Below are 20,692 nucleotides of genomic sequence, written 5' to 3'. Positions count from 1 at the left end.
ACCCAGTTTCAGCACCGGACTGTTGACAGTACGAAAGGGCGAATTACTGTCCCTGTGAGTGAAATTTGTTTCGTAAGAGCAATTCAGATCGGGAGGCCTGCCATGAAAAGTCGCGTTGCCGTCATCGGAGCCGGCCCGTCCGGCCTGGCACAGCTCAGGGCCTTTAAGTCGGCGGCTGACAAGGGCGCCGACATTCCAGAGATCGTCTGCTTCGAAAAACAGTCGGACTGGGGCGGCCTGTGGAACTACACCTGGCGCACCGGCCTCGACGAGCATGGCGACCCGGTGCACGGCTCAATGTACCGCTACCTCTGGTCGAACGGACCGAAGGAGTGCCTGGAATTCGCCGACTACACCTTCGAGGAGCATTTCGGCCGGCCGATCGGCTCCTACCCGCCGCGCGCCGTGCTGTGGGACTACATCAAGGGCCGCGTCGAAAAATCCGGCCTGCGAAAATGGGTGCGCTTCAACAGCCCGGTGCGCATGGTGACGTTTTCGGACGAGACGAAGAAGTTCACAGTCACCGCGCATGACCGCACCAATGACGTCACCTATTCGGAAGAGTTCGACAATGTCGTCGTCGCCTCCGGCCATTTCTCTGTGCCCAACGTACCCTATTTCGAGGGTTTTTCGACCTTTAACGGCCGCATCCTGCACAGCCATGATTTCCGCGACGCGATGGAATTCAAGGGCAAGGATATCCTGATCATCGGCCGCTCCTATTCGGCCGAGGACATCGGCTCGCAATGCTACAAATACGGCGCCAAATCGATCACCTCCAGCTACCGCTCGAAGCCGATGGGCTTCAAATGGCCTGACAATTGGAAAGAGGTGCCGCTGCTGCAGAAGGTTGTCGGCAAGACCGCGCATTTCAAGGATGGCACCACCAAGGATGTCGACGCCATCATCCTGTGCACCGGCTATCTGCATTCCTTCCCCTTCCTCACCGACGACCTCAAGCTCAAGACCGCCAACCGCATGTGGCCGCTTGACCTCTATGAAGGCGTCGTCTGGGAAAAGAACCCGCAGCTCTCCTATATCGGCATGCAGGACCAGTTCTACACCTTCAACATGTTCGACGCGCAGGCCTGGTTCGCCCGCGACGTCATCATGGGCCGCATCAAATTGCCGTCGGCCGAGGCGATGGCGGAGCATGGCGCGAAGTGGCGCGCGCGCGAGGAAACGCTCGAAGACGCAGAGCAGATGATCTGGTTCCAGGGCGACTACACCAAGGAATTGATGGACCAGACCGACTATCCCGGCTTCGACGTCGAGGCGGTCAACCAGACCTTCATGGAGTGGGAGCACCACAAGGGCGAAGACATCATGAGCTTCCGCGACCACGCCTATCGCTCGCTGATGACCGGCACCATGGCGCCGCTGCACCACACGCCATGGCTGCAGGCGCTGGACGATTCGATGGAGAGCTATCTCGAGGTGAAGGGCGTGGCGGCGGAGTAGGGCGGCGCGCCTCGGCTACCCCAGCCTTGCCCTGGCCTTTGCAGTCCAGGCGCTGAACAGCCGGTCGGCGACGATGCCGATGAAGGCGATGGCGAGACCCGCGACGATGCCGCGGCCGGAATCGGCCTTGGACAGCGCGATGAACACTTCCTGGCCGAGATCGCGGGTGCCGACCATGGCGCAGATGATGATCATCGCCAGCGCCATCAGGATCGTCTGGTTGACGCCCAGCATGATCTCCGGCAGCGCCAGCGGCAATTGCACGCGAAAGAAGGTCTGGCGCGGCGTGCAGCCCGAAACCTTGGCCGCTTCGATCAGCGCCGGCGGCACCTGCCTGATGCCATGATTGGTGTAACGGATCGCCGGCACCACGGCGAAGGCTATCGTTGCGATCATCGCGGTGACGTCGCCGACCCTGAACAGCATCACCACCGGAATGATGAAGCAGAAGGACGGCAACACCTGCAGCGTGTCGATGACCGGTGTGACGATCTTCTCGAAGCGGTCGCTGCGCGACGCCATCAGGCCGATGGGGATGCCGATCAGGCAGGCGATGAAGGCCGAGATGCCGCAGAGATAGACGGTCGCCATGGTCTTTTCCCACAGCCCTGTGACGGCGCAGAAGGCGGTCAGTGCTGCGACCAATACGGCCAGGCGGAAGCCGCTGAGCTGATAGCCGGCAAGGCCGAGCAGGAACACCGCACCCAGCCACGGAAACCCTTCGCAGAAGGCGCGCAGCGGGTTCAGCAGGTTCAGGATGAGCGCCACGCGAAACGCTTCGATCGTGTCGAAGAAATTGATCGTCACCCAGTTCACCGCCGCCTTCCACAGCGGGGCCGTGGTGAAGGTGATCGCTTTCGGCACCGCCGCGAAGGCGGGAACGAACAGGCCGAGCAGCGTTGTCACGACAAGGATGGCGATGGCCAGCGTCAGGTTAGGGTGGCGCCGCCAGAGGCTCGGGCTCATCTCCTGATGGACATGGCCCTTTGCCTGCTTGTGCGCGATGGCCTGGCTCAGCCGGTCGAGTGCGATCGCGAGCGCCACGATGGCAAGGCCCGCTTCCATCGCCTCGCCGACCTTCAGCGCGCGCAGTGCGAGAAGCACGTCGTAGCCGAGACCACCGGCGCCGATCATCGAGGCGATGATGACCATGTTCAGCGCCAGCATGATCACCTGGTTGACGCCGATCATCAGCGTCGGCCGCGCCGACGGCAGCAGCACTCGCCACAGTTTCTGCCGCGCCGTGCAGCCGGCCATCTCGCTGAAATCGTCGATCTCTGACGGCACCCGCGACAGGCCCAGCATCGTCGCCCGCACCATCGGCGGGGTGGCAAAGATGGCGGTCGCGATCATCGCCGAGACCGGGCTGTTGCCGAACAGCAGCAGCATCGGGATCAGGTAGGCGAAGGTCGGGATCGTCTGCATCAGGTCAAGGGCAGGGGAGACAATGAGCCTTTCGGCCCATGGCTTGCGCCACGCCCAGATACCGGCGAACAGCCCGGTGACGATGCAGAACGGCACAGCGATGGAGATCAGCCCGAGTGTCAGCATGGCACTGGTCCATTGGCCGAACAGCGCGATGTAGAGGAAGCAGCCACCAACCAGCAGGCTGAGTTTTCTGCCGCCAACGGCATGTCCGGCGAGGAAGGCGGCAGCGCAGACGCCGACCCAGGACAGGCGCGGCAGGACATAGGCATCAGCGCCGTGACCGATCTTGAAATTCTTGGCCAGCAGATTGAGCGCGAAATCGAGTGGCACGCCGAGCACCGCGGTGATCGAGCGGGTCAGCCACGACAAGTTGGACTTGATCCAGCGCATCAGCGCGCTGACCCAGTCGGCGACAGGCACGACGGCACTTGCCGGGTAGTTGACGGCCCAGGGCAACCTGTCCTGCAGCAGGAAAACGACAAGCACGGCGGCAAGCGCTGCCGCCCAGACCAGCAGCCAGACCTGAACCGGCCGCGACCGCGTCTCGCTGGCGCTCGCGGTCACCGTCATGCGCCGGCCCTTGAACGATCAATGCCGGCCAGCAGATCGATTACCGCTTGCGGCGTCACTTCGCCGATGGGCTTGCCAGTGCCGTTGATCACCGCGAACGGCTTGTTGGCGGCTACGATACCGGCCGAGAAGCTGGCGATCTTGGCATCTGGGGCAATGGTGCCGCCATGCTCCGAGCCGTCGCAGGCGCGCATCAGGCTGCGTGCCGAAATCACCTTGGCGCGGTCGACGTCGCGGGTGAACTCGGCGACATAATTGGTGGCCGGATTGACCACCAGCTCTTCCGGCGTGCCGACCTGGATGACCTCGCCATCCTTCATGATGGCGATGCGGTCGGCCAGTCGTATGGCCTCGTCGAAATCATGGGTGATGAAGACGATGGTCTTGTGCAGCATGGTCTGCAGCCGCATCAGCTCGTCCTGCATTTCGCGGCGGATCAGCGGATCGAGCGCCGAGAACGGCTCGTCGAGGAACCAGATTTCCGGTTTTGTCGCCAGGCTGCGGGCGATGCCGACACGCTGCTGCTGGCCGCCGGACAGCTCGCGCGGATAGAAATGCTCGCGCCCCCTTAAGCCGACAAGCTCGATGACCTCGCGCGCCCTTGCTTCGCGTGTCGCCCGGTCCTGCCCCTGGATGCTGAGCGGAAAGGCGATGTTTTCCAGCACGTTGAGATGCGGCAGCAGGGCAAAGTTCTGGAACACCATGCCCATCCGGTGTCGCCGCAATTCGATGAGTGCTGCATCCGAGATCTTCAGCAGGTCCTTGCCCTCGAATTCGACCTTGCCGTGGGTCGGCTCGACCAGCCGCGACATGCAGCGCACCAGCGTCGACTTGCCGGAGCCCGACAGGCCCATGATGATGAAGATCTCGCCCTGGCGGATTTCGAGGTCGACGGCGCGCACCGCGCCGACCAGCCCGGCAGCGGTGACATCGGCCATGCTGGCCTTGCCGTCGCGTTCGCGGATGAAACTGGTCGCATTCGATCCGAACAGCTTCCAGACATTGCGGCAGGCAAGCTTTATCGGACGGACATCTTTTGGCGTGCCCGCCACGATTGGCTCCTGTTCAGTCTTATCCGACATTCAAACGTCCTTCTGGAACATCAAGAAAGTGAGGCCCGGCTGATCAGGCAGCCGGGTCTCATTTTTCCAGTCGGAACGATCACTGCGCCCAGGCTTTCCAGTCTTTCTCATGAGCGGCGATCCAGGCCGCGGCGACGTCTTCCGGCGTCTTGCCGCCGAGATCGATCTCGCCGCTCATCTTGTTGAGCTCGTCGGTGTCGATCGTGTAGGCCTTTGCCACCTTGTAGGCGACCGGCCATTTGTCCTTCATGCCGGACCAGGAGTACTTCCAGATCTCGCCATGCGGCTTGCCGCAGTCATATTTGGCGTCGGGGTTCACGCCCCATTTCGGGTCGTTGTAGCACTCGGGCGTGTATTCGGGGAATTCAACCCACTCGCCCTTGTACTTGGCCGGCGCCCAGTGCGGCGAATAGATCCACAGCATGATCGGCGCCTTGCGCTGATAGGCCGAGTCCAGTTCGGCGAACATCGCCGCGTCGGTGCCTGCATGGATGACGGTGAAGGGCAGTTTCAGTGCCTCGACACGTTCGTCATCAAAGCCTTCCCATGTCACCGGGCCGCCGAGATAGCGCCCCTTCGGCGCGGTCTCCGCCGTCGAGAAGGCTTCGGCGCATTTCGGATCCTTCAGCGCTTCCCAATTGGGCAGGCCGGGGCATTTCTCCTTCATGTATTCGGGAAACCACCATTCTTCCTTGGCCTTCGGTCCAAGCTTGCCCAGCCGCTCGGTTTGGCCGGTGGCATCGGAGGCTTTCATGGCCTCGCCGGCGGTCGTGTCCCAGAATTCCAGGCCGACATCGAGATCGCCGTTGGTGAGGCCTGTGGTCAGGCTGGAGAGGTAGTCGGCTGTCGGATATTCGACGGTGTAGCCGAGCTTTTCGAGGATACCGCCGAGGATCTTGGCGTTGAGATTGACGCTGGTCCAGTCGAACAGCGCGATCTTGATCGGGTCATTGGATTCGGGTGCGGCGGCTTGGGCGGAAGGTGTCAGTGCACTCGCCGCGGCGAGTGCGAAGGCTCCCATTGTTAAGTTCGAAATCACACTGCGAAGTGACATGCTTGTTCTCCTTCAAGCTGTGAAAATTATCGTTCGTTCCCTTCTTGCGGCTTTTCTTGATTGTGTTGGAAAGGCTGGTCTTTGCGCAAGGCCGTCGGCGCCAAATTGTTGCCCCGGCTTTGGCCAGCGCAAGCAAGATGGTGCTCAATCTCGGTGATGATGGAATAGGACTCGAGTGTCGGCGTCATGACTGCCGACGGATCGCTGCGGGAGCGGTCATCTGCGGATCGATTGCCAGTCTTGCGGCGCCCTGCAAGGTGCGAGCCATCAAGGTCCCATGTTCTCGGCTGTCGACCCGGCAAGCCCCATCTCGCCAAGGCCGTTTCATAGGATGAAATTATATATACCAAGGTTCATGTCGCGCAACGACTAACACCTCGCGAGGCGTATAAATTCAGACTGCAGGCGAAGTCGAACACTACCAGCAGACGTAGCCGCCATCGACAATCAGGTCGAGGCCGGTGACGAAACTCGATGCACGGCTGGCCAGGAACACCGTCGGTCCGACCATCTCCTCCGGCGCCGCCATGCGTCCCATCGGCGTGTCGCGCTTGAAGATCTTCACTTCTTCCGCCACCTCAGGCCGTTTGTTCATCGGCGTCAGCGTGTAACCCGGGCTGATGACATTGACGCGCAGTCCGCGGTCGGCCCACTCCATGGCGAGGCTCTTCGACATGTGGATGACGGCGGCTTTCGAGGAATTGTAGTGCGCTTGCGTCAGCCCCCGGTTGACGATGGTGCCTGACATCGAGGCGATGTTGATGATCGAGCCCTTGCGTCGCGCCAGCATCTTGCGCGCTTCGGCCTGACAGGACAGGAAGACGCCGGCGACATTGACCTCATGCACCCTCTGCCAGGTCTCCAGCGGCATCGTCTCGGCAGGTTCAGAGCCGGCAATGCCGGCATTGTTGACGGCGACGGTCAGCGCGCCGAGTTCGGCCTCGATGCGATCGATCGCCGCCGCGAGATCACTCTGCGACGTCACCGTGCCTGTCAGCACCAGCGCCTTGCGGCCGAGCGCCGTGATCCGGTGGGCCGTTTCGTCCAGCCCACCTTTTGATGCATGGCCAAAACAGGCGACTTCGGCGCCTGCCTCGGCCAGTCCGATCGCGATCGCCTGGCCGATGCCGCTACCGGCGCCAGTAACCAGCGCGACATCGCCGTCCAGCTTGAAAAGATCCATCGATAGCCCTCCCTGTCTCAGGGAGCGTATGCGCTGAGCCGTGCTTCGATCAAGCGCCCGCACGCAAGCGGCTTCGATGCTCAGAAATAACCGCTCGACGCGGCCGTGGCTTCCTTCGGGATTTCGACGCCATCGACCAGGATCTTGTCGACCAGTTCGTGGTGGAAGCAGACCAGCCCCTTGATGCGCTCCGCCTCGTGCACCGGCTCGGGATAATACCAGACGAGGTTCTCGTGGCGCTTGGCCTTGGTCGTCACGTGATAATAGTTGGAGATGCCCTTGTAGGGACAGCGCGAGATGTAGCGGCTGGGCGCAAACATATCGAGCCGCGTGTCGGCGATCGGCAGATAGTGGCGCACCGGATGGCCGGTCTCGAACAGAAACACGCCGCGGCGTGAATCAGCGACCTGTTCGCCGTCGAGGATGACCTGCACGCGCCGCGAGGACGGCAGGCAGTCGACCCGGCGGAACGGATCGCGGGCGTGGACGAAGATTTCTTCGTCCTCCTCGAACCAGTGGCCCATCTTGCTCCAGGTGAACGACATGTAGTCCGATATCGGCGGACAGCCCTTGACCGGATCGAGGTAGCGCCAGGCCGCGTCCTCGACCAGCGTGATGCCGGTGTTGAGCGAATAGTGGGTGGCTATGCCCTTGAAGGGGTCCTCTGTCGTCGTCTTGCTCGGCAGCAGGAACTCCTCGCGAACGTCGCCGATCGGGAAGTAGTAGACCGGCAGGTGATCGGATTCGTAGAACACCAAGGCGTTGGTCGTATCGGCGACGGTCATTGACCCCACCTGCACACGCAGGCGCTTCTGCGTGGGCATGGTGAAGGCTATATAGCCCGGCTCGAATTCGTACTGCACGATGGTGTCGAGCAAGGGAAAATGCGGCCCACGGCCGCGCAGATGGGGCTTGCGAATGGTAGTCTCCCGTTTCTTTTCTTTTGTCATCGAGCGTTGCCGCAAAGCGAGATAAGCCTGTATCGGGCCGTTAAGTCGAAGAGGGCTTCGGGCGGCGAGTTTCTCCGGCATCGAGCGGCTCGAACGATGGCCCCCCATCGTTCTTCGCAGTCTTGCCGCGAAATAGTCTCACCGCCCGAAAAGCGGAATTGTCCAATCAGCCCTATCCCAGGGACACGCGATCGAGCAGCAGCCCGGCGGCGATCGGCGGCAGGCCGCTGACATTCTTGCGCACCGGTACCAACAGATCGGGGAAATAGCTGAAGATGACAGGCGTCTCGTCGAGCAGCAGTTTCTGGATGTCGGAGGCGGCACTGCGCTGCGCGCCGACATCGAGCGCCTTGAGATAGCTGGTGACCATGCCGTCATAGGCCGGGTTCTTGAAATGCGCCGCGTTCCACGGGCCGTCGCTGACCAGCGGGCTCTTGAGGAACACGTTCGGCACGCTGCGATGCGCGTAGTCGGTGATGCCGAGCGGGCTGTCCAGCCAGTCCGACTGGCCGAACACTGCCTTGCCGTAATATTTGTCCTGGTCCTCGATGTTGAGCGCGATGCGCGCGCCGATCTCCTTGGCGAAATTCTGGAACAATTGCGCGTAGCCCGGAATGTCGGAATAGCGCAGCGTCGTCAGCGTGATATCGAAGCCGCTCGCCAATCCTGCCGCTTCAAGCAATTGCTTTGCTTTGGCGATATCCTGGACGCGCTGCGGCACCGTCTTGTCAGTGGCGGGAAAGGCCGGCGCGAACGGGCTGTCATTGCCGGTCGCCGCCATGCCACGGCACAGGCCGTCGACCAGCTTCGAACGATCGATGCACAGTGCCAGCGCCTGGCGCACGCGCTTGTCGGTGAAGGGACCGGTGTCGCAGCGCATATGCAATTGGCGGTGCGCGGTCGAAGCGACACGCAGCACGGTGATGTCGGGGCTGTTGAGCACCACCTGGCTGACATCGAGCGGAACCGCGTCGAGAATGTCGACCTCGCCGGCCTGCAGCGCCAGGATGCGCGGCTGCACGTCGCCGTAGAACTTGAATTCGAGCCGGTCGGGCAGCGCCTTCTCACCCCAATAGTCGGGGTTGCGGATGAAGGTCGCGCCGACTTTCGGCGTGTAGCTCTCCAGCCGGAACGGCCCGGTGCCCTCAAAGGTCTTTTCGTAGTCGCCCTTGTAGCTCGCCGGCAGGATGACGGCGTTGTAATTGTCGATCGACACCGAATAGGGAAAGCTGCCATTCGGCGCGTCGAGATGGAAGGCGACAGTGTGGTCGTCGACCTTCTGGGTGCCGCCCTTCGACAACAGGCCTTTGAATACCGATAGCGCGTTGGAAGCGCCGTTGGGATCGGCCAGCCGGTCGAAGGTCGCGACGACGTCGTCGGCCTTGAAGTCTTCGCCATTGTGGAATTTCACACCCTTGCGCAGCTTGAAGGTCCACACGCTGCCGTCCTCGTTCGGCGCCCAGCTCTCGGCCAGCACCGGTCTCAGGGTGAGGTCCGGCTGGGTGACGCAGAGAAACTCGGCGGTCTGGAAAACCAGCTGGTAGCTGCCGCTGTCATAGTAGGTGACGGGATCGATAGCGCCGCCCGGCGTCGCTACGCCGGCGCGCACCGTGCCACCCGGCTTGCCCTCGGCGCGTGCTTGCGGCGTGCCGAGGCCGGCGGCCGCGACAAGGCTGCCCAGGAACGGCAGGGAGAGGCCAAGCACGCTGCCATGGCGCAGGAAATCGCGGCGGCCCATCCTGCCGGCAAGCAATTCGTCAACAGCGGAATTTTCGATTGCGGTGAGCGTTCTGCGAGCGTTGTCGATCATCCGGAAATGCTTGGGCATGGCTGGATTCCTCGCTTGCCTTGGGGCTCGGCCATCTAGTTCATTGTTGACTGTCGCCGGAAAGCGATATTTTTTGATAGGGGTCATCGAAATTTTCGATGCAAGAGGTGGGCATGGACACGGAAAATCTGCGCAGCTTTCTCGAAGTCGCCGCCCATGGCAGCTTCACCGTCGCGGCCAGTCGGCTCAACCTCGCCCAGTCCACCGTCAGCGCGCGAATCAGGGGGCTGGAAGATCAGTTGGGCCGCCGGCTTTTCGTGCGCGACCGCGATGGCGTCACGCTGACGCCGGCCGGCCGGCAGTTCCTGCCGCATGCCTCTTCCATCACCCGCACATGGGAGCAATCGAGACAGGACATCGCCGTTCCCGATGGCTATGAGACTTTGCTGCGGCTAACCGCGCCTGCCTATCTGTGGGACCGCATCACCTCGCCATGGGTCGAGTGGATGCGCACCAGGCGGCCGAATGTGGCGCTGCGGCTTGAAGGCAGTTTCCCGGATCTGGCGATCGACCAACTGGCGGAAGGCTTGCTCGACATCTGCATCCTCTATCTGCCGCGGCCGCATCCCGGCATCGTCTACGAAACGCTGGCCGTCGATCAGGTCGTACTTGTCCAGCATGCCGCGCAGACGAAGCCGTGGACCGAAAACTACATTCTGATGGATTGGGGGCTGGAATTCCGCATCGAGCACGACCGCGCCTTTGCCGGCATGGTGAAGCCGGCCATATCGGCCGGACTGGTCTTTATTGGCCTGCAGCACGTGCTGTCACAGCAGGCGGCCGCCTATCTGCCGCTCAGCGCCGTCAGCGGTCATATCGAGCGTGGCGAGATGCGGCGCATCGACAACGCCCCAGTGTTCCAGCGGCCGATCTACCTCGCCTATCCTTCGAACCCCCTCTCTTCGGATGTTCTGGATGTCGCGCTCACCGGCCTGCGCATGCTGGCCAGGGACTGGGCCGAAGGGCAGGGCTTTTCGGAAGGGGATCGTTCCCTTAGCATGGCAGGCCAGATCTGACTGCCAAGTCACGGGAGCGGCAGCGCTATGCCGGCTCGGTCACGACCGCCTTCTGCAGCCTTGCCAGTTCGGCGTAAGGAATGTGGCAGCGGATCGAATGGCCGGGCTGGGCCTCGCTGAGTGGCGGCTCCTGCTGCTCGCAGATCGGGCCTATCTTGCGCGGGCAGCGCGTGTGGAAGACACAGCCCGACGGCGGGTTGGTGGCGCTGGGGATTTCGCCGTCGAGACGAATGCGTGCCGTCTCGGTCTGGTCGAGTTTGGGCACGGCCGACAGCAGCGCTTCGGTATAGGGGTGATGCGGACCGGAAAAGACGTCTTCCGACGGTCCGAGTTCCATGATGCGGCCGAGATAGAGCACGGCGATCTTGTCGGAGAGGTAACGCACCACGGCCAAATCATGCGAGATGAAGATGTAGCTGACGTCTTCCTTCGACTGCAGGTCGGCGAGCAGGTTGAGGATGGCCGCCTGCACCGAGACGTCGAGCGCCGAGGTCGGCTCGTCGCACACGACGATGCGCGGGTCGCCGGCGAAGGCGCGCGCGATGGCGACGCGCTGCTTCAGGCCGCCGGAGAGCTGGCGTGGCTTGACCGCAAGATGGCGGTCGGTGAGCCGCACCGAGCGGACGAGGTCGTTGAGACGCGCCTCCAGCGCCTTACCGGAGAGGCCCGCCAGCCGCTTCAGCGCGCGGCCGATCAGGTGGCGAATCGAATGTGAGCGGTTGAGTGCGGAGTCCGGGTTCTGGAAGACGATCTGCATCGCCTTGATCTGGTCGTCGCTGCGGTTCTCCAGCCGCGGCGCCAGCGCCTTGCCCTCCAGCTCGATGGTGCCACCCTCGTCCGGTGGCACCAGGCCGAGCAGCAGCCTGGCGAAGGTCGTTTTGCCGCTGCCGGACTCGCCGACCAGCCCGAGCGTTTCGCCGGGCCGTAGGTCGAGCGAGACATCCTTGACGGCGCGCAGCGCGTGGCCATGGCTGGCATAGGTCTTGTTCAGCCCCGCGACCCGCAGCACTGGTGCGGCTGCCGCCTTTGGTGCAGCCGCCACATCGCTCGGTGTCGCGCGCGGCAGCGCCTGTGCCTTGTCGTGATGGAAGCAGCGCGACAGCCGGCCGCCCAGATCATAGAGCGGCGGCAATTCGCTGCGGCAGCGGTCATCGGCGAGCGCGCAGCGGTCGGCGAAAGCGCAGCCCTTGATGTCAGTTCCAATGCCGGGCAGGAAGCCCGGAATGGTATCGAGGCGGCCCTGATCCTTGCGTTGGCCACCGCGCGGCAGGCAGCGCAGCAAGGCTACGGTGTAGGGATGGCGCGGATCGTTGAACACGACCTCCGTCGGCCCTTCTTCGACCAGCATGCCGGCATAGAGCACGCCGACCCGGTCGCACATGTTGGAGACGACAGCGAGGTTGTGGCTGATGAACAGGATCGAGGCCGACAGTTCTTGCCTGAGCTGCGCGATCAAGTCGAGCACTTCGGCTTCCACCGTCGCATCGAGGCCGGTGGTCGGCTCGTCGAGGATCAGCATTGAGGGATCGTTGGCCAGCGCCATGGCAATCGCCACGCGCTGCTGCATGCCGCCGGAAAGCTGGTGCGGGTAGCGCTGCATGACGCTGACGGGATCGGAGATGCGGACGCGGTTGAGCATCGCGATCGCCCGGTCGGTAGCCGCTTGTCCCGAGACGCCGCCGAGTTCAAAAATCTCGGTCAGCTGCCGGCCGACGCGGATCGACGGGTTCAGCGCCTTGCCCGGGTCCTGATAGACCATGGAGACGCTTTCGGCGCGAGCCCGCCTGAGCGCCTCGGCGTCCAGCTTCATCACGTCCTGGCCGTCGAGCGAGATGGCGCCGCCAGTGATCGAGCCGTTGCGCGGCAGATAGCGCACGACGGTGAGCGCGACGGTGGATTTGCCGCAGCCGGATTCGCCGACCAGCCCATAGGCCTCGCCCTGGCCGATGGTGAGGCTGAGGTTGCGCAGCACCGCGCGGTTGCGACCGGCGACGCGGTAGGCAACCGACAGATCGGTGAGTTCGAGTGCGTTTTTGGCCTTGGCGGAACTAGTCATTGAGCGCTCCGTGAACGCCGTCGGCCGCCAGATTGACGCCGATCACCAAGGAGGCGATGGCGAGCGCATCGAACAGCACCGTCCACCAGAAGCCGCCGCCGATCATGCCGTAATTGTTGGAGATCGAGAGCCCCCAGTCGGGAGAGGGTGGCTGGATGCCGAAGCCCATGAACGAGAGCGTGGCGACCGCGAAAATGGCATAGCCGAGCCGCACGGTGGTCTCGACCAGGATCGGCGGGATGACGTTGGGCAGGATCTCGACGAACATCGTATGCAATGCGCTTTCATGTCGAAGCTGCGCGGCGGCGACATAGTCGAGTTCACGCTCGGCGAGCACCGCGGACCGCACGGTGCGCGCGATGATCGGCGCGAAGCTCAGGCCGATGACGACGATGACCGTCGTCTTCGACGTGCCGAGCGCAACGATTGCCAGCAACGCGACGATGACCACCGGGATCGCCATGAAGGCTTCGAGGATACGGCTGACGACATCGTCGACGAGGCCACGAAAATAGCCGGTGATAAGGCCAAGCGCTGTGCCGGCCACCGTCGCCAGCAAGGTCGCCAGCGGGGCGACGGTGAGGATGTCGCGCGAACCGACGATGACGCGCGAGAAGACGTCACGGCCGATCTGGTCGGTACCGAACCAGTGTTCGGAAGAAGGTGGTGCGAGCGCATTGATGATGTCGTCGGCGAGCGGATCGTAAGGCGCGAAATGCTCGCCGAACAGCGCGCAGGCAACCCAGAACAGCACGATGGCGAGACCAACGAGGAAGGTTCGCGAGCGCAGCAGGGAGTAAAAGACCTCGGCCAGCGGGCCGCGCCGGCGCGTGTCGTCGGGAACGGGGGAAGTGCTTTGGACGGCGCTCATTGATCTGACCCCAGCCGGATGCGCGGATTGAGCATGGAATAGAGGAAGTCGGCGATCAGTGTCGCCACGGCATAGACGATGCCGATGGTGAGAATGCCGGATTCCAGCATCGGGAAATCCTTGCCGCGCGCGGCGGTGAAGATCAGCGATCCGATGCCCTGGTAGCGAAACAGCGTTTCGATGACCACGAGGCCGCCGATGAGATAACCGGTCTGCGTTGCGATGACGGTGATGGTCGGCAACAGCGCGTTGCGCAGCACATGCCGCCAGATCACCGTGCGCCACGGCAGGCCCTTCAGCACGGCCGTTCGTGTGTAGTCGGAATCAAGCGCTTCGATCATGCCGGAGCGCGCCATGCGGGCGATGTAGCCGAACAGCACCAGGAACAGCGGCAGCGAAGGGAGGATCAGGTAATAGAGCTGGGTGAAGAAGCCGGCATTGCGCGGCCATGCTGCCGATATCGGCAGCCAGCGCAGCCAGACACCGAAGATCAGAATCAGGATGATGCCGGTGACGAACTCCGGCAGCACCGTCACCGACAGGCCGCCGAGGCTGATGATGCGGTCGAGCGGGCGGTTGAGATTGAGTGCGGCAACGACCCCGCCGAGGATGCCGATCGGCACCACCAGCACGAAGGCGACCGCCGCAAGCTTCATCGAATTGCCCAGCGCATCGATGACGAAGGGCGCGACCGGCGAGCGGAAGATGTATGACGTGCCCATGTCGCCCTGGACGAAGTTGGAGATCCAGCCCCAGTACTGGGTCAGCAGCGGGCGGTCGACGCCGAGCGTGTGATTGAGCGCATCGACCGCGCGCTGGTCGGCGAACGGGCCCAATATGGCACGCCCGACATTGCCGGGCAGCACCTGGCCGCCCAGAAACACCATGATGCTGAGCAGAAACAGCGTCACCAGCGACAGCGACACACGCCGGGTAAGGAAGGAGAGAATGGCTAAGACTCCTTGTGGAGCCAGCCCCCATGCGGGAGCTGGCTGTTAGAGGATTGGCTTTCCCTTCTGAGCATGATCCCGAAAAGTGGGTACCGGTTTTCTCGGACAAACGGGAACCGTTTTGTCCGGAGATCATGCTCCAACAACGAGTTTGTTCAGGCCTTCGATGCCTTGTCGAGGAACAGCTGCGACATCGCGGTCGGCTGCACGCCGGCCACGCCTTTCGCCGTCGCCGTCAGATAGTCGTAGAAGTAGCCAAAGATGACCGGCGTTTCCTCGAGCAGCAGCTTCTGGATCTTGCCTGCTGTCGCCTTTTGCGCCTCGAGGTCGAGTGCGGCGATATAGCTGGTCGCCAGCGCGTCATAGTCCTTGTTCTTGAAGTGCGCCGCGTTCCAGGTGCCTTCACTCTTCAGCGGTGCCGCTAGGTAGACGTTGGGCACGCCGCGGTGGCCGTAGTCGGTGATGCCCATCACCGAATCCAGCCAGTTCGATTTGCCGAACACCGCGTCTCCGTAATAGCCGCCCTGGTCGAGGATGTTGAGGTCGAGCTCGACGCCGATCTCCTTGACCCAGTTCTGGATGAGCTGGGCGTATTCAGGGATTTCCAGATAGCGTTCGGTGGTCAGCGTTATCTTGAAGCCCTGGCCAAGGCCGGCTGCTTCCATGAGCTGCTTGGCTTGCGCGATATCCTGCTTGCGTTGCGGCACGCTCGTATCGGTCGAAGGGTAGACGGCGGCGAACGGGCTGTCATTGCCCAGTGCGGAACGTCCCTTCATCAGGCCGGCGGCCAGCTTGTCGCGATCGAGGCACAGCGCAATGGCACGACGCACGCGCGCATCCTTCAACGGGCCCTCGTCGCAGCGCATGTGCAGCTGCTGATGGGCCGACGACTTCAGGCTGATGATGTCGATGTTCGGATCGTTGAGCAGTGCGACGCCGGCCAGCACCGGCAGCTGGTTGATGATGTCGACCTGTCCACCCTGCAGCGCCAGGATCTGCGGCTGCGTGTCGGTGAAGAAGGTGAATTCGGTGCGCTCCGGCAGTGCCTTCGGCCCCCAATAGTCTTCGTTGCGGACGAAGGACGCGCCGACCTTTGCCGTGTACTTCTCGATCTTGAACGGTCCGGTGCCGTCGAAGCTCTTCTCGTAGTCGCCCTTGTAGCTCGCCGGGATGATGACGGCATTGTAATTGTCGGACGACAGCATGTAGGGGAAGTTGCCGTTCGGGGCGTCGAGGTGGAATTCCACCGTGTAGTCGTCGACCTTCTTTGAGGCGCCCTTCTGCAGGGTCCCGCTGAACACCGACAGCGCGTTGGACGAGTTTGCCGGGTCGGCAAGGCGGTCGATGCTGGCCACGACGTCGTCGGCCTTCATCTCGCCGCCGCTGTGGAATTTTACGCCCTTGCGCAGCTTGAAAGTCCACACCGTGCCGGTGTCGTTCGGCTTCCAGCTTTCGGCAAGTGCCGGTTGCAGCACGAGGTCGGGGCCGTCGACGCAGAGGAATTCGGCAACCTGCTGCATCACCAGCAGACCGCCGGCGTCCGCAATGGTGACCGGGTCGATCGTCGCCGCAGGCACGCTGCTGGCAACGCGGATGGTGGCGCCAGGCGTGCCCTGGGCGCGCGCCAGCGATGGCATGCCGCCGAGGCCGGCTGCCATGCCGATACGGCCGAGCAGCGGCAGCGACAGGCCAAGCAGGCTGCCGTGGCGGACGAAGTCGCGGCGGCTGACCCTGCCGTCGACGAGGCCGTCGATCAGGTGATTTTCAAGCGGCGAGCGATTGCGCCGGATCAGGTCGAGAATGCTGTAATTCTTGCTCATGGGTTTTTACCCTTTCCCCTATTTCTTATGGTTGACGAAATTTCGTGGACTGCTCCGTTTTTCGGCCGCCAGAGAGGTCTGTCGACCGGAACTTTAGCATGTGGTTTTGTCCGGTCCATCCAGTCGTGGCGTGGACGTGCCGGATTCTTGGCTGCACTTGCTTCCACCGTCTTGTCCGACCTTCCCGACCGAAGTCGCGGCGGCTGGCTTCTCGTCTCTTGGTCACTGGTCTTGGCCGCTGCCGTCATCTAGTTCAGCGGCAAACGGCGATAGGTCCCAGGCTTTGCCGGGTCATGATACTTGTTGCACGGTCCTTTCTCGGTAAAGTCTCTGTGACAGGCAGCGAGGTGTTCCCGCGACAGGGTGACGCCAAGGCCGGGACCTTCCGGCACGCGCACGACGTTGTTCTTTGGGGAGAATGGTCCTTCCTCGGTGACATCCATCGGCAGCATGCGAAACAGCGACTGGTTTGGCTCCCTGATCCAGCCAAGTGCCGCGCACAGATGCAGATAGGCAGCGCTGCCGATGCCGCTGTCGCCGCTGTAGCACCAGAAATCGATGCCGGCATGCTCGCAAGCGCCGACGAAGCGCAGCAGGCGGCCAATGCCGCCATGCGTCGTCGGGTTGCCGACGATGGCGTCCGGCACTTTGGTTTCCATGGCGCGCGCAATGTCGATGTTATGGGTCGAGAACGGGATCGAGCAATGGCGCCGCAATTCGCGCATCTCCTCGATGGTCGCCACCGGATCCTCCCAATTGCGCACCCCGAGCTCTTCCAACGGCCGCGCCAGCCGACGCGCGGTGCTGAGCGAATAGGCCTGGTTGGAATCGATGCGGATCATCGCATCGTCGCCAAGTTTGCGGCGGATCAGTTCGACCATCTTGAGCGAGACTTTCGGATCCTCGGTCGAGAATTTACCTTCGAAGAAGGTCGTTCCATGTGTCTCGTGCAGTTCGACGCAATAATCGGCGACCTCTTCCGGCGTCGTCTCCCCCTTCACCTCTGGCCCATCGCCGCGCAGCGAGAAATAGTCGGTGAACGGGATGTCCTTGCGCACGGCGCCGCCAAGCAGCTGGTAGAGTGGCTGGTTCCACGCCTTGCCGCGCAGATCCCATAACGCCATCTCGATGGCGCCGAAAGCCATGATGCGGGTACGGTCGTTGATCGACTGCACGCCGGTCCAATAGGGCAGGCAGACATGCTCGGCGCCAGCAATGTCGAAGGCATCGCGGCCGATTAGGCGTGGGGCGAGACTGTCATTGATGATCGCGGCAGCCGCCGGCGTCGGCGCTTCGCCAAGGCCGATCAAGCCATCCTCGGTCTCGACCTCGACAATGGTCGGCGAAAACCCGTCGAGCTCGCCGAACACCCAAGCGTAAGGCGCTTCGAGGCGCAGATTGATCGGCGTAGCTTTGATGCTGCGGATTTTCATCTCAGCGGCCGATCACGAAGAAAGGCTTACCCAGCAGGTCAGGAACGACATCGATGCCAAGGCCTGGCCCGTCCGGAATGCCCATGCGGCTGCTGGTCACCGGCGGCATGTTCGACGCCGTGCGCACCGTCACCCATTCATGGAAGGCGATGGCGTGCAGCCGGCGCTCTTCCGGCGTCGACAGCGACAGATGCGCCATCGCCGCCGTATCGATCTCGGCGCCGCCAGTGTCCTCGACGGTGATCATGAAGCCGAGGTCAACGGCGACATCGCGTATCTGCCGGGTCTTCGTCACGCCGCCCAGCCGCGAGATCTTCAGCGTCAGCCCGTCGGCCGCGCCCAGGCGATGAATTTCCAGCATCTCTTCGAGCGAGGTGACGGATTCGTCGAGCACCATGGGCTTGTCGAGCATGCGGCGCACGGACATGTTCTCATCGATCGTCGTGCAGGGCTGCTCGAACGTGTAGTCGATGCTGCGCGTGGCGTCGGCAAACTGGCGCGCCTGATAGGGTGTCCAGCCGGCATTGGCGTCACAGAAGATGACCGTGCCTTTCGGCACCGAGGCGGCGACCGCGGTGACGCGTTCGATGTCGTCATGGACATTGCCGCCGACCTTGACCTGCAGCCGGTGAAAGCCGTCCTTGACGATGCGCTTGGCCAGCGCTGCCATGGCGTCGACGCTGCCATGGGTGACGACCTTGTAGAGTTCGGCCGTCTCGCTCTCCCGACCGCCGAGCAGCGTGACCAGCGGCACGTCGGCAGCGCGCGCCGCGAGATCCCAGCAGGCCATGTCGAGCGCCGACTTGATGTAGGGATGGCCCTTGAACACCGTGTCCATCAGCCGGCCGACGCTGGCCAGCCCACGCGGATCGTGGCCGATCAGATGCGGCGCGATCTCGACCACGCCGGCGCGAACGCCGGCGGCGAAGGCGGGCGAATAAAAATTGCCGAGCGGCGCCATCTCGCCCCAGCCGGTGATGCCGCTGTCTGATGTAATGGACACGATCACCGCGTCGAAAGCGTCGGCCTCGCGCCCCTTCGACATGCGATAGGGCCCGTCCACGAAGGGCTGTACGACATGGTAGGCCTTGATGGTCTCGATCTGCACGTGTCTTGTCCGCTGTCTGTGATGTTGGGAACGGGTCAGGCGCCCCTCGATGGGCGTTGTTCGAGGCCGCGCGCGTAGGAAAGCAGCTCCTCGAAATCGAGATCGATGTGTTCCCTGGCATGGCGCTGGGCTGCACGCATGTCCTTGCCCTTCAGCAACCGCACATAGGTTTCGTGAACGTCTTCGGGCGGCACCGGCTCATTGCGGGCATGCTGGTGGAGCGCAAAATACATCTGCAGCCGGCTGGTCAGCCGTTGCCAGGTTTCCAGCAGCACCGAATTGTCGGCCCATTCGTAGATCAGGCCATGCAGTTGCAGCGCGGTTTCGATTTGGCGCGTCGTGTCCAACTCACGGGTCGCCTGCTTGACAGTTTCGTGGCGCCGGTCGAGCTCGTCGAAGAAGCGCTGGTCGCGCAGCGGCCACGCCCGCTCAATGGCCAGCTCGTCCATCACCTTGTTGAACGAATAGGCATCGTCGATGTCCTTGGCTGTGACCTCGATGACGAAGGTGCCGGCATAGGGAATGCTGGTCAGGATGCCTTCCTGGACCAACTCGCGCATCGCCTCGCGCAGCGGCGCGCGGCTGACTCGCATTTGTTCGGAGATACGGAGCTCGTTGAGTTTCTGGCCGGGTTCGAGCTGGCCGGTCAGGATCGCGCGCCGCAGCAACGCGACGATCTCGGCGCGGCGCGTGGTGTCCGCGATCGGACTGAAATCCGCTTTCCCCATTCGGCTGCTCCCAAGGAAACCGAAAGTAAGACAAGCAGATTGTCGACAATCTAACAAGAGGTCATCTTCGGATTCTTTGGGACCGCTGGCATGGCTGTCTCTTCAGCCTCAGGCTGCGCGGCCGTAGAAGCCGACCCGCTCCTCGGCGCTGAACATCACACCAGGCTTCTCATAGTAGGAAAACACCGCGATCATGCGCTCACGCTCGCCTTCGACTGTGGTGACGCGATGCGCGGTGTTCTTGCCGCGAAAGACATTCAGCGTGCCAGGCTTCATGCGCAGGATTTTTGCATCGGGGTCACGCCCTTCGAGCAATCTGGCGACGCCATCATAGTTCGGATTGTCGTCAGATCGCAGATCAGTGCGGTATTCGAGGTCGCCGCCACGCTCCGCTGCCTGCAACAACAGCGTCGTCGTGAATTCCGAACGATCGAAATGCCAGTTCAGGGCCTCGCCGGCGCGATAGGCCATGACGTTGGTTCGCGCCAGCGGATCCTGCATGACATGCAGTTTGGTCTTGCCCATCGTTGCGGCCAGGAAGCGCAGCAATGGCTCATATTCGTAGATAGCGAGCACGACGCTGCCCGGAATCTGGTCGGCACAGACGGTATGGCTTATGGTCTCGACCTTGCGCAGCGCCGGGTGATCGGGCCCTAGCTCGGGAATGTCAGGCTTGAAGTAGATGTTGTGCATGCGCTTGTGCACATGCGATCGCGCGGCCATCACCGGCTCGATTTCGCGCACGGCTTTTTCAGCCACGCCCGGGCGCAAAAACCCTTCCAGATTGAACATGCCGTCGGCTTCGAGCGCGGCGATGGATTGTTCGACAAGGCGCTGCCATTCGGCGCTGCCTTCGCGGTCGAGCGGATAGCGGTCGAGATCGAGGATGTCTTTCATCGTCATGGGCTCCGAGGTTTCGAGCCTATGAGACGGCAAAAAATCTTTCTCTCAACGCGGAAAATAGTTAGGATTGGGCAAGAAAAACTTATGGAGCTTGGTGTGGAACGGTTGCCCCCGCTGAATGCGATCAAGGCCTTCGAGGTCGCGGCCCGCGCCGGCAGCTTCACTTTGGCCGCCTCTGAACTCGGCGTGTCGTCGGCGGCGGTCAGCCAGCAGATCCGCAATCTCGAGAGCTGGTTCGGCAAGCAGTTGTT

The 20,692-nt window shown here is 62.7% G+C and carries 17 protein-coding genes; 3 read left to right on the top strand and 14 right to left on the bottom strand.

What is annotated here, in order from left to right; genetic code table 11:
- Nucleotides 1-102: 102 nt before the first annotated feature.
- Entirely contained in the window at nt 103-1,461 is a 1,359-nt protein-coding gene (locus tag EN993_RS06760; protein ID WP_109662001.1) for an NAD(P)/FAD-dependent oxidoreductase, read from the top strand.
- A gap of 15 nt (nt 1,462-1,476) precedes the next feature.
- Here EN993_RS06760 and EN993_RS06755 read toward each other — a convergent pair whose 3' ends face one another.
- The 6 genes from EN993_RS06755 to EN993_RS06730 all read right to left on the bottom strand — a co-directional run bounded on the left by EN993_RS06755 (nt 1,477) and on the right by EN993_RS06730 (nt 9,556).
- A complete protein-coding gene (locus tag EN993_RS06755; protein ID WP_126068316.1) occupies nt 1,477-3,459 on the bottom strand; it encodes an ABC transporter permease subunit in 1,983 nt (660 codons plus the stop codon).
- A complete protein-coding gene (locus tag EN993_RS06750) occupies nt 3,456-4,541 on the bottom strand; it encodes a glycine betaine/L-proline ABC transporter ATP-binding protein (RefSeq protein ID WP_126068317.1) in 1,086 nt (361 codons plus the stop codon). Before EN993_RS06750 ends, EN993_RS06755 begins: the two co-directional genes overlap by 4 nt.
- A gap of 79 nt (nt 4,542-4,620) precedes the next feature.
- The gene (locus EN993_RS06745) at nt 4,621-5,595 is read right to left on the bottom strand and encodes an ABC transporter substrate-binding protein (RefSeq protein ID WP_109662009.1); all 975 of its coding nucleotides are present in this window, start codon (nt 5,593-5,595) and stop codon (nt 4,621-4,623) included.
- 418 nt (nt 5,596-6,013) lie between these two features.
- Nucleotides 6,014-6,778 (bottom strand): SDR family oxidoreductase, encoded by a 765-nt coding sequence (locus EN993_RS06740; protein ID WP_127262741.1) that lies wholly within the window; start codon nt 6,776-6,778, stop codon nt 6,014-6,016.
- A gap of 80 nt (nt 6,779-6,858) precedes the next feature.
- Nucleotides 6,859-7,728, bottom strand: coding sequence for a DUF427 domain-containing protein (locus tag EN993_RS06735; protein ID WP_126068319.1), 870 nt, complete (start codon nt 7,726-7,728; stop codon nt 6,859-6,861).
- Between the two features lie 172 nt (nt 7,729-7,900).
- The gene (locus tag EN993_RS06730; RefSeq protein ID WP_109662016.1) at nt 7,901-9,556 is read right to left on the bottom strand and encodes an ABC transporter substrate-binding protein; all 1,656 of its coding nucleotides are present in this window, start codon (nt 9,554-9,556) and stop codon (nt 7,901-7,903) included.
- A 113-nt stretch (nt 9,557-9,669) separates the two neighbouring features.
- Between EN993_RS06730 and EN993_RS06725 the strand changes: the two genes are divergently transcribed.
- Nucleotides 9,670-10,572 (top strand): LysR family transcriptional regulator, encoded by a 903-nt coding sequence (locus EN993_RS06725; protein ID WP_109662018.1) that lies wholly within the window; start codon nt 9,670-9,672, stop codon nt 10,570-10,572.
- A 25-nt stretch (nt 10,573-10,597) separates the two neighbouring features.
- On the opposite strand, the gene EN993_RS06720 is transcribed toward EN993_RS06725, so the two are convergent.
- The 8 genes from EN993_RS06720 to EN993_RS06685 all read right to left on the bottom strand — a co-directional run bounded on the left by EN993_RS06720 (nt 10,598) and on the right by EN993_RS06685 (nt 20,441).
- The gene (locus EN993_RS06720) at nt 10,598-12,628 is read right to left on the bottom strand and encodes an ABC transporter ATP-binding protein (RefSeq protein WP_109662020.1); all 2,031 of its coding nucleotides are present in this window, start codon (nt 12,626-12,628) and stop codon (nt 10,598-10,600) included.
- Entirely contained in the window at nt 12,621-13,499 is an 879-nt protein-coding gene (locus EN993_RS06715) for an ABC transporter permease (RefSeq protein WP_109662023.1), read from the bottom strand. Before EN993_RS06715 ends, EN993_RS06720 begins: the two co-directional genes overlap by 8 nt.
- On the bottom strand, nt 13,496-14,449 hold the full coding sequence (locus tag EN993_RS06710; RefSeq protein ID WP_127262740.1) for an ABC transporter permease: 954 nt from the start codon (nt 14,447-14,449) through the stop codon (nt 13,496-13,498). Before EN993_RS06710 ends, EN993_RS06715 begins: the two co-directional genes overlap by 4 nt.
- A 155-nt stretch (nt 14,450-14,604) precedes the next feature.
- Nucleotides 14,605-16,269 carry an ABC transporter substrate-binding protein gene (locus EN993_RS06705; RefSeq protein ID WP_109662027.1) on the bottom strand — a complete coding sequence of 555 codons (1,665 nt, stop codon included), beginning with the start codon at nt 16,267-16,269 and terminating at the stop codon, nt 14,605-14,607.
- A gap of 248 nt (nt 16,270-16,517) precedes the next feature.
- Complete coding sequence (locus EN993_RS06700; RefSeq protein ID WP_127262739.1) at nt 16,518-17,702, bottom strand: mandelate racemase/muconate lactonizing enzyme family protein; 1,185 nt, start codon at nt 17,700-17,702, stop codon at nt 16,518-16,520.
- Nucleotide 17,703: 1 nt separating this feature from the next.
- Nucleotides 17,704-18,810: a mandelate racemase/muconate lactonizing enzyme family protein gene (locus EN993_RS06695; protein ID WP_127262738.1), complete on the bottom strand. Its 1,107-nt coding sequence runs from the start codon at nt 18,808-18,810 to the stop codon at nt 17,704-17,706.
- Between the two features lie 35 nt (nt 18,811-18,845).
- Nucleotides 18,846-19,538 carry a GntR family transcriptional regulator gene (locus tag EN993_RS06690; protein ID WP_127262737.1) on the bottom strand — a complete coding sequence of 231 codons (693 nt, stop codon included), beginning with the start codon at nt 19,536-19,538 and terminating at the stop codon, nt 18,846-18,848.
- Nucleotides 19,539-19,646: 108 nt separating this feature from the next.
- A complete protein-coding gene (locus EN993_RS06685; protein ID WP_245468671.1) occupies nt 19,647-20,441 on the bottom strand; it encodes a 2OG-Fe(II) oxygenase in 795 nt (264 codons plus the stop codon).
- Between the two features lie 84 nt (nt 20,442-20,525).
- Between EN993_RS06685 and EN993_RS06680 the strand changes: the two genes are divergently transcribed.
- Nucleotides 20,526-20,692: LysR family transcriptional regulator (locus tag EN993_RS06680; protein ID WP_245468672.1), on the top strand; the 167-nt coding region annotated here is incomplete at its 3' end.

The organism is Mesorhizobium sp. M7D.F.Ca.US.004.01.2.1 (assembly GCF_003997785.1).
Lineage (GTDB): Bacteria > Pseudomonadota > Alphaproteobacteria > Rhizobiales > Rhizobiaceae > Mesorhizobium > Mesorhizobium loti.
Note: the sequence above shows the minus strand (reverse complement) of the source record. Positions and strands in the feature narration are given on the sequence as shown.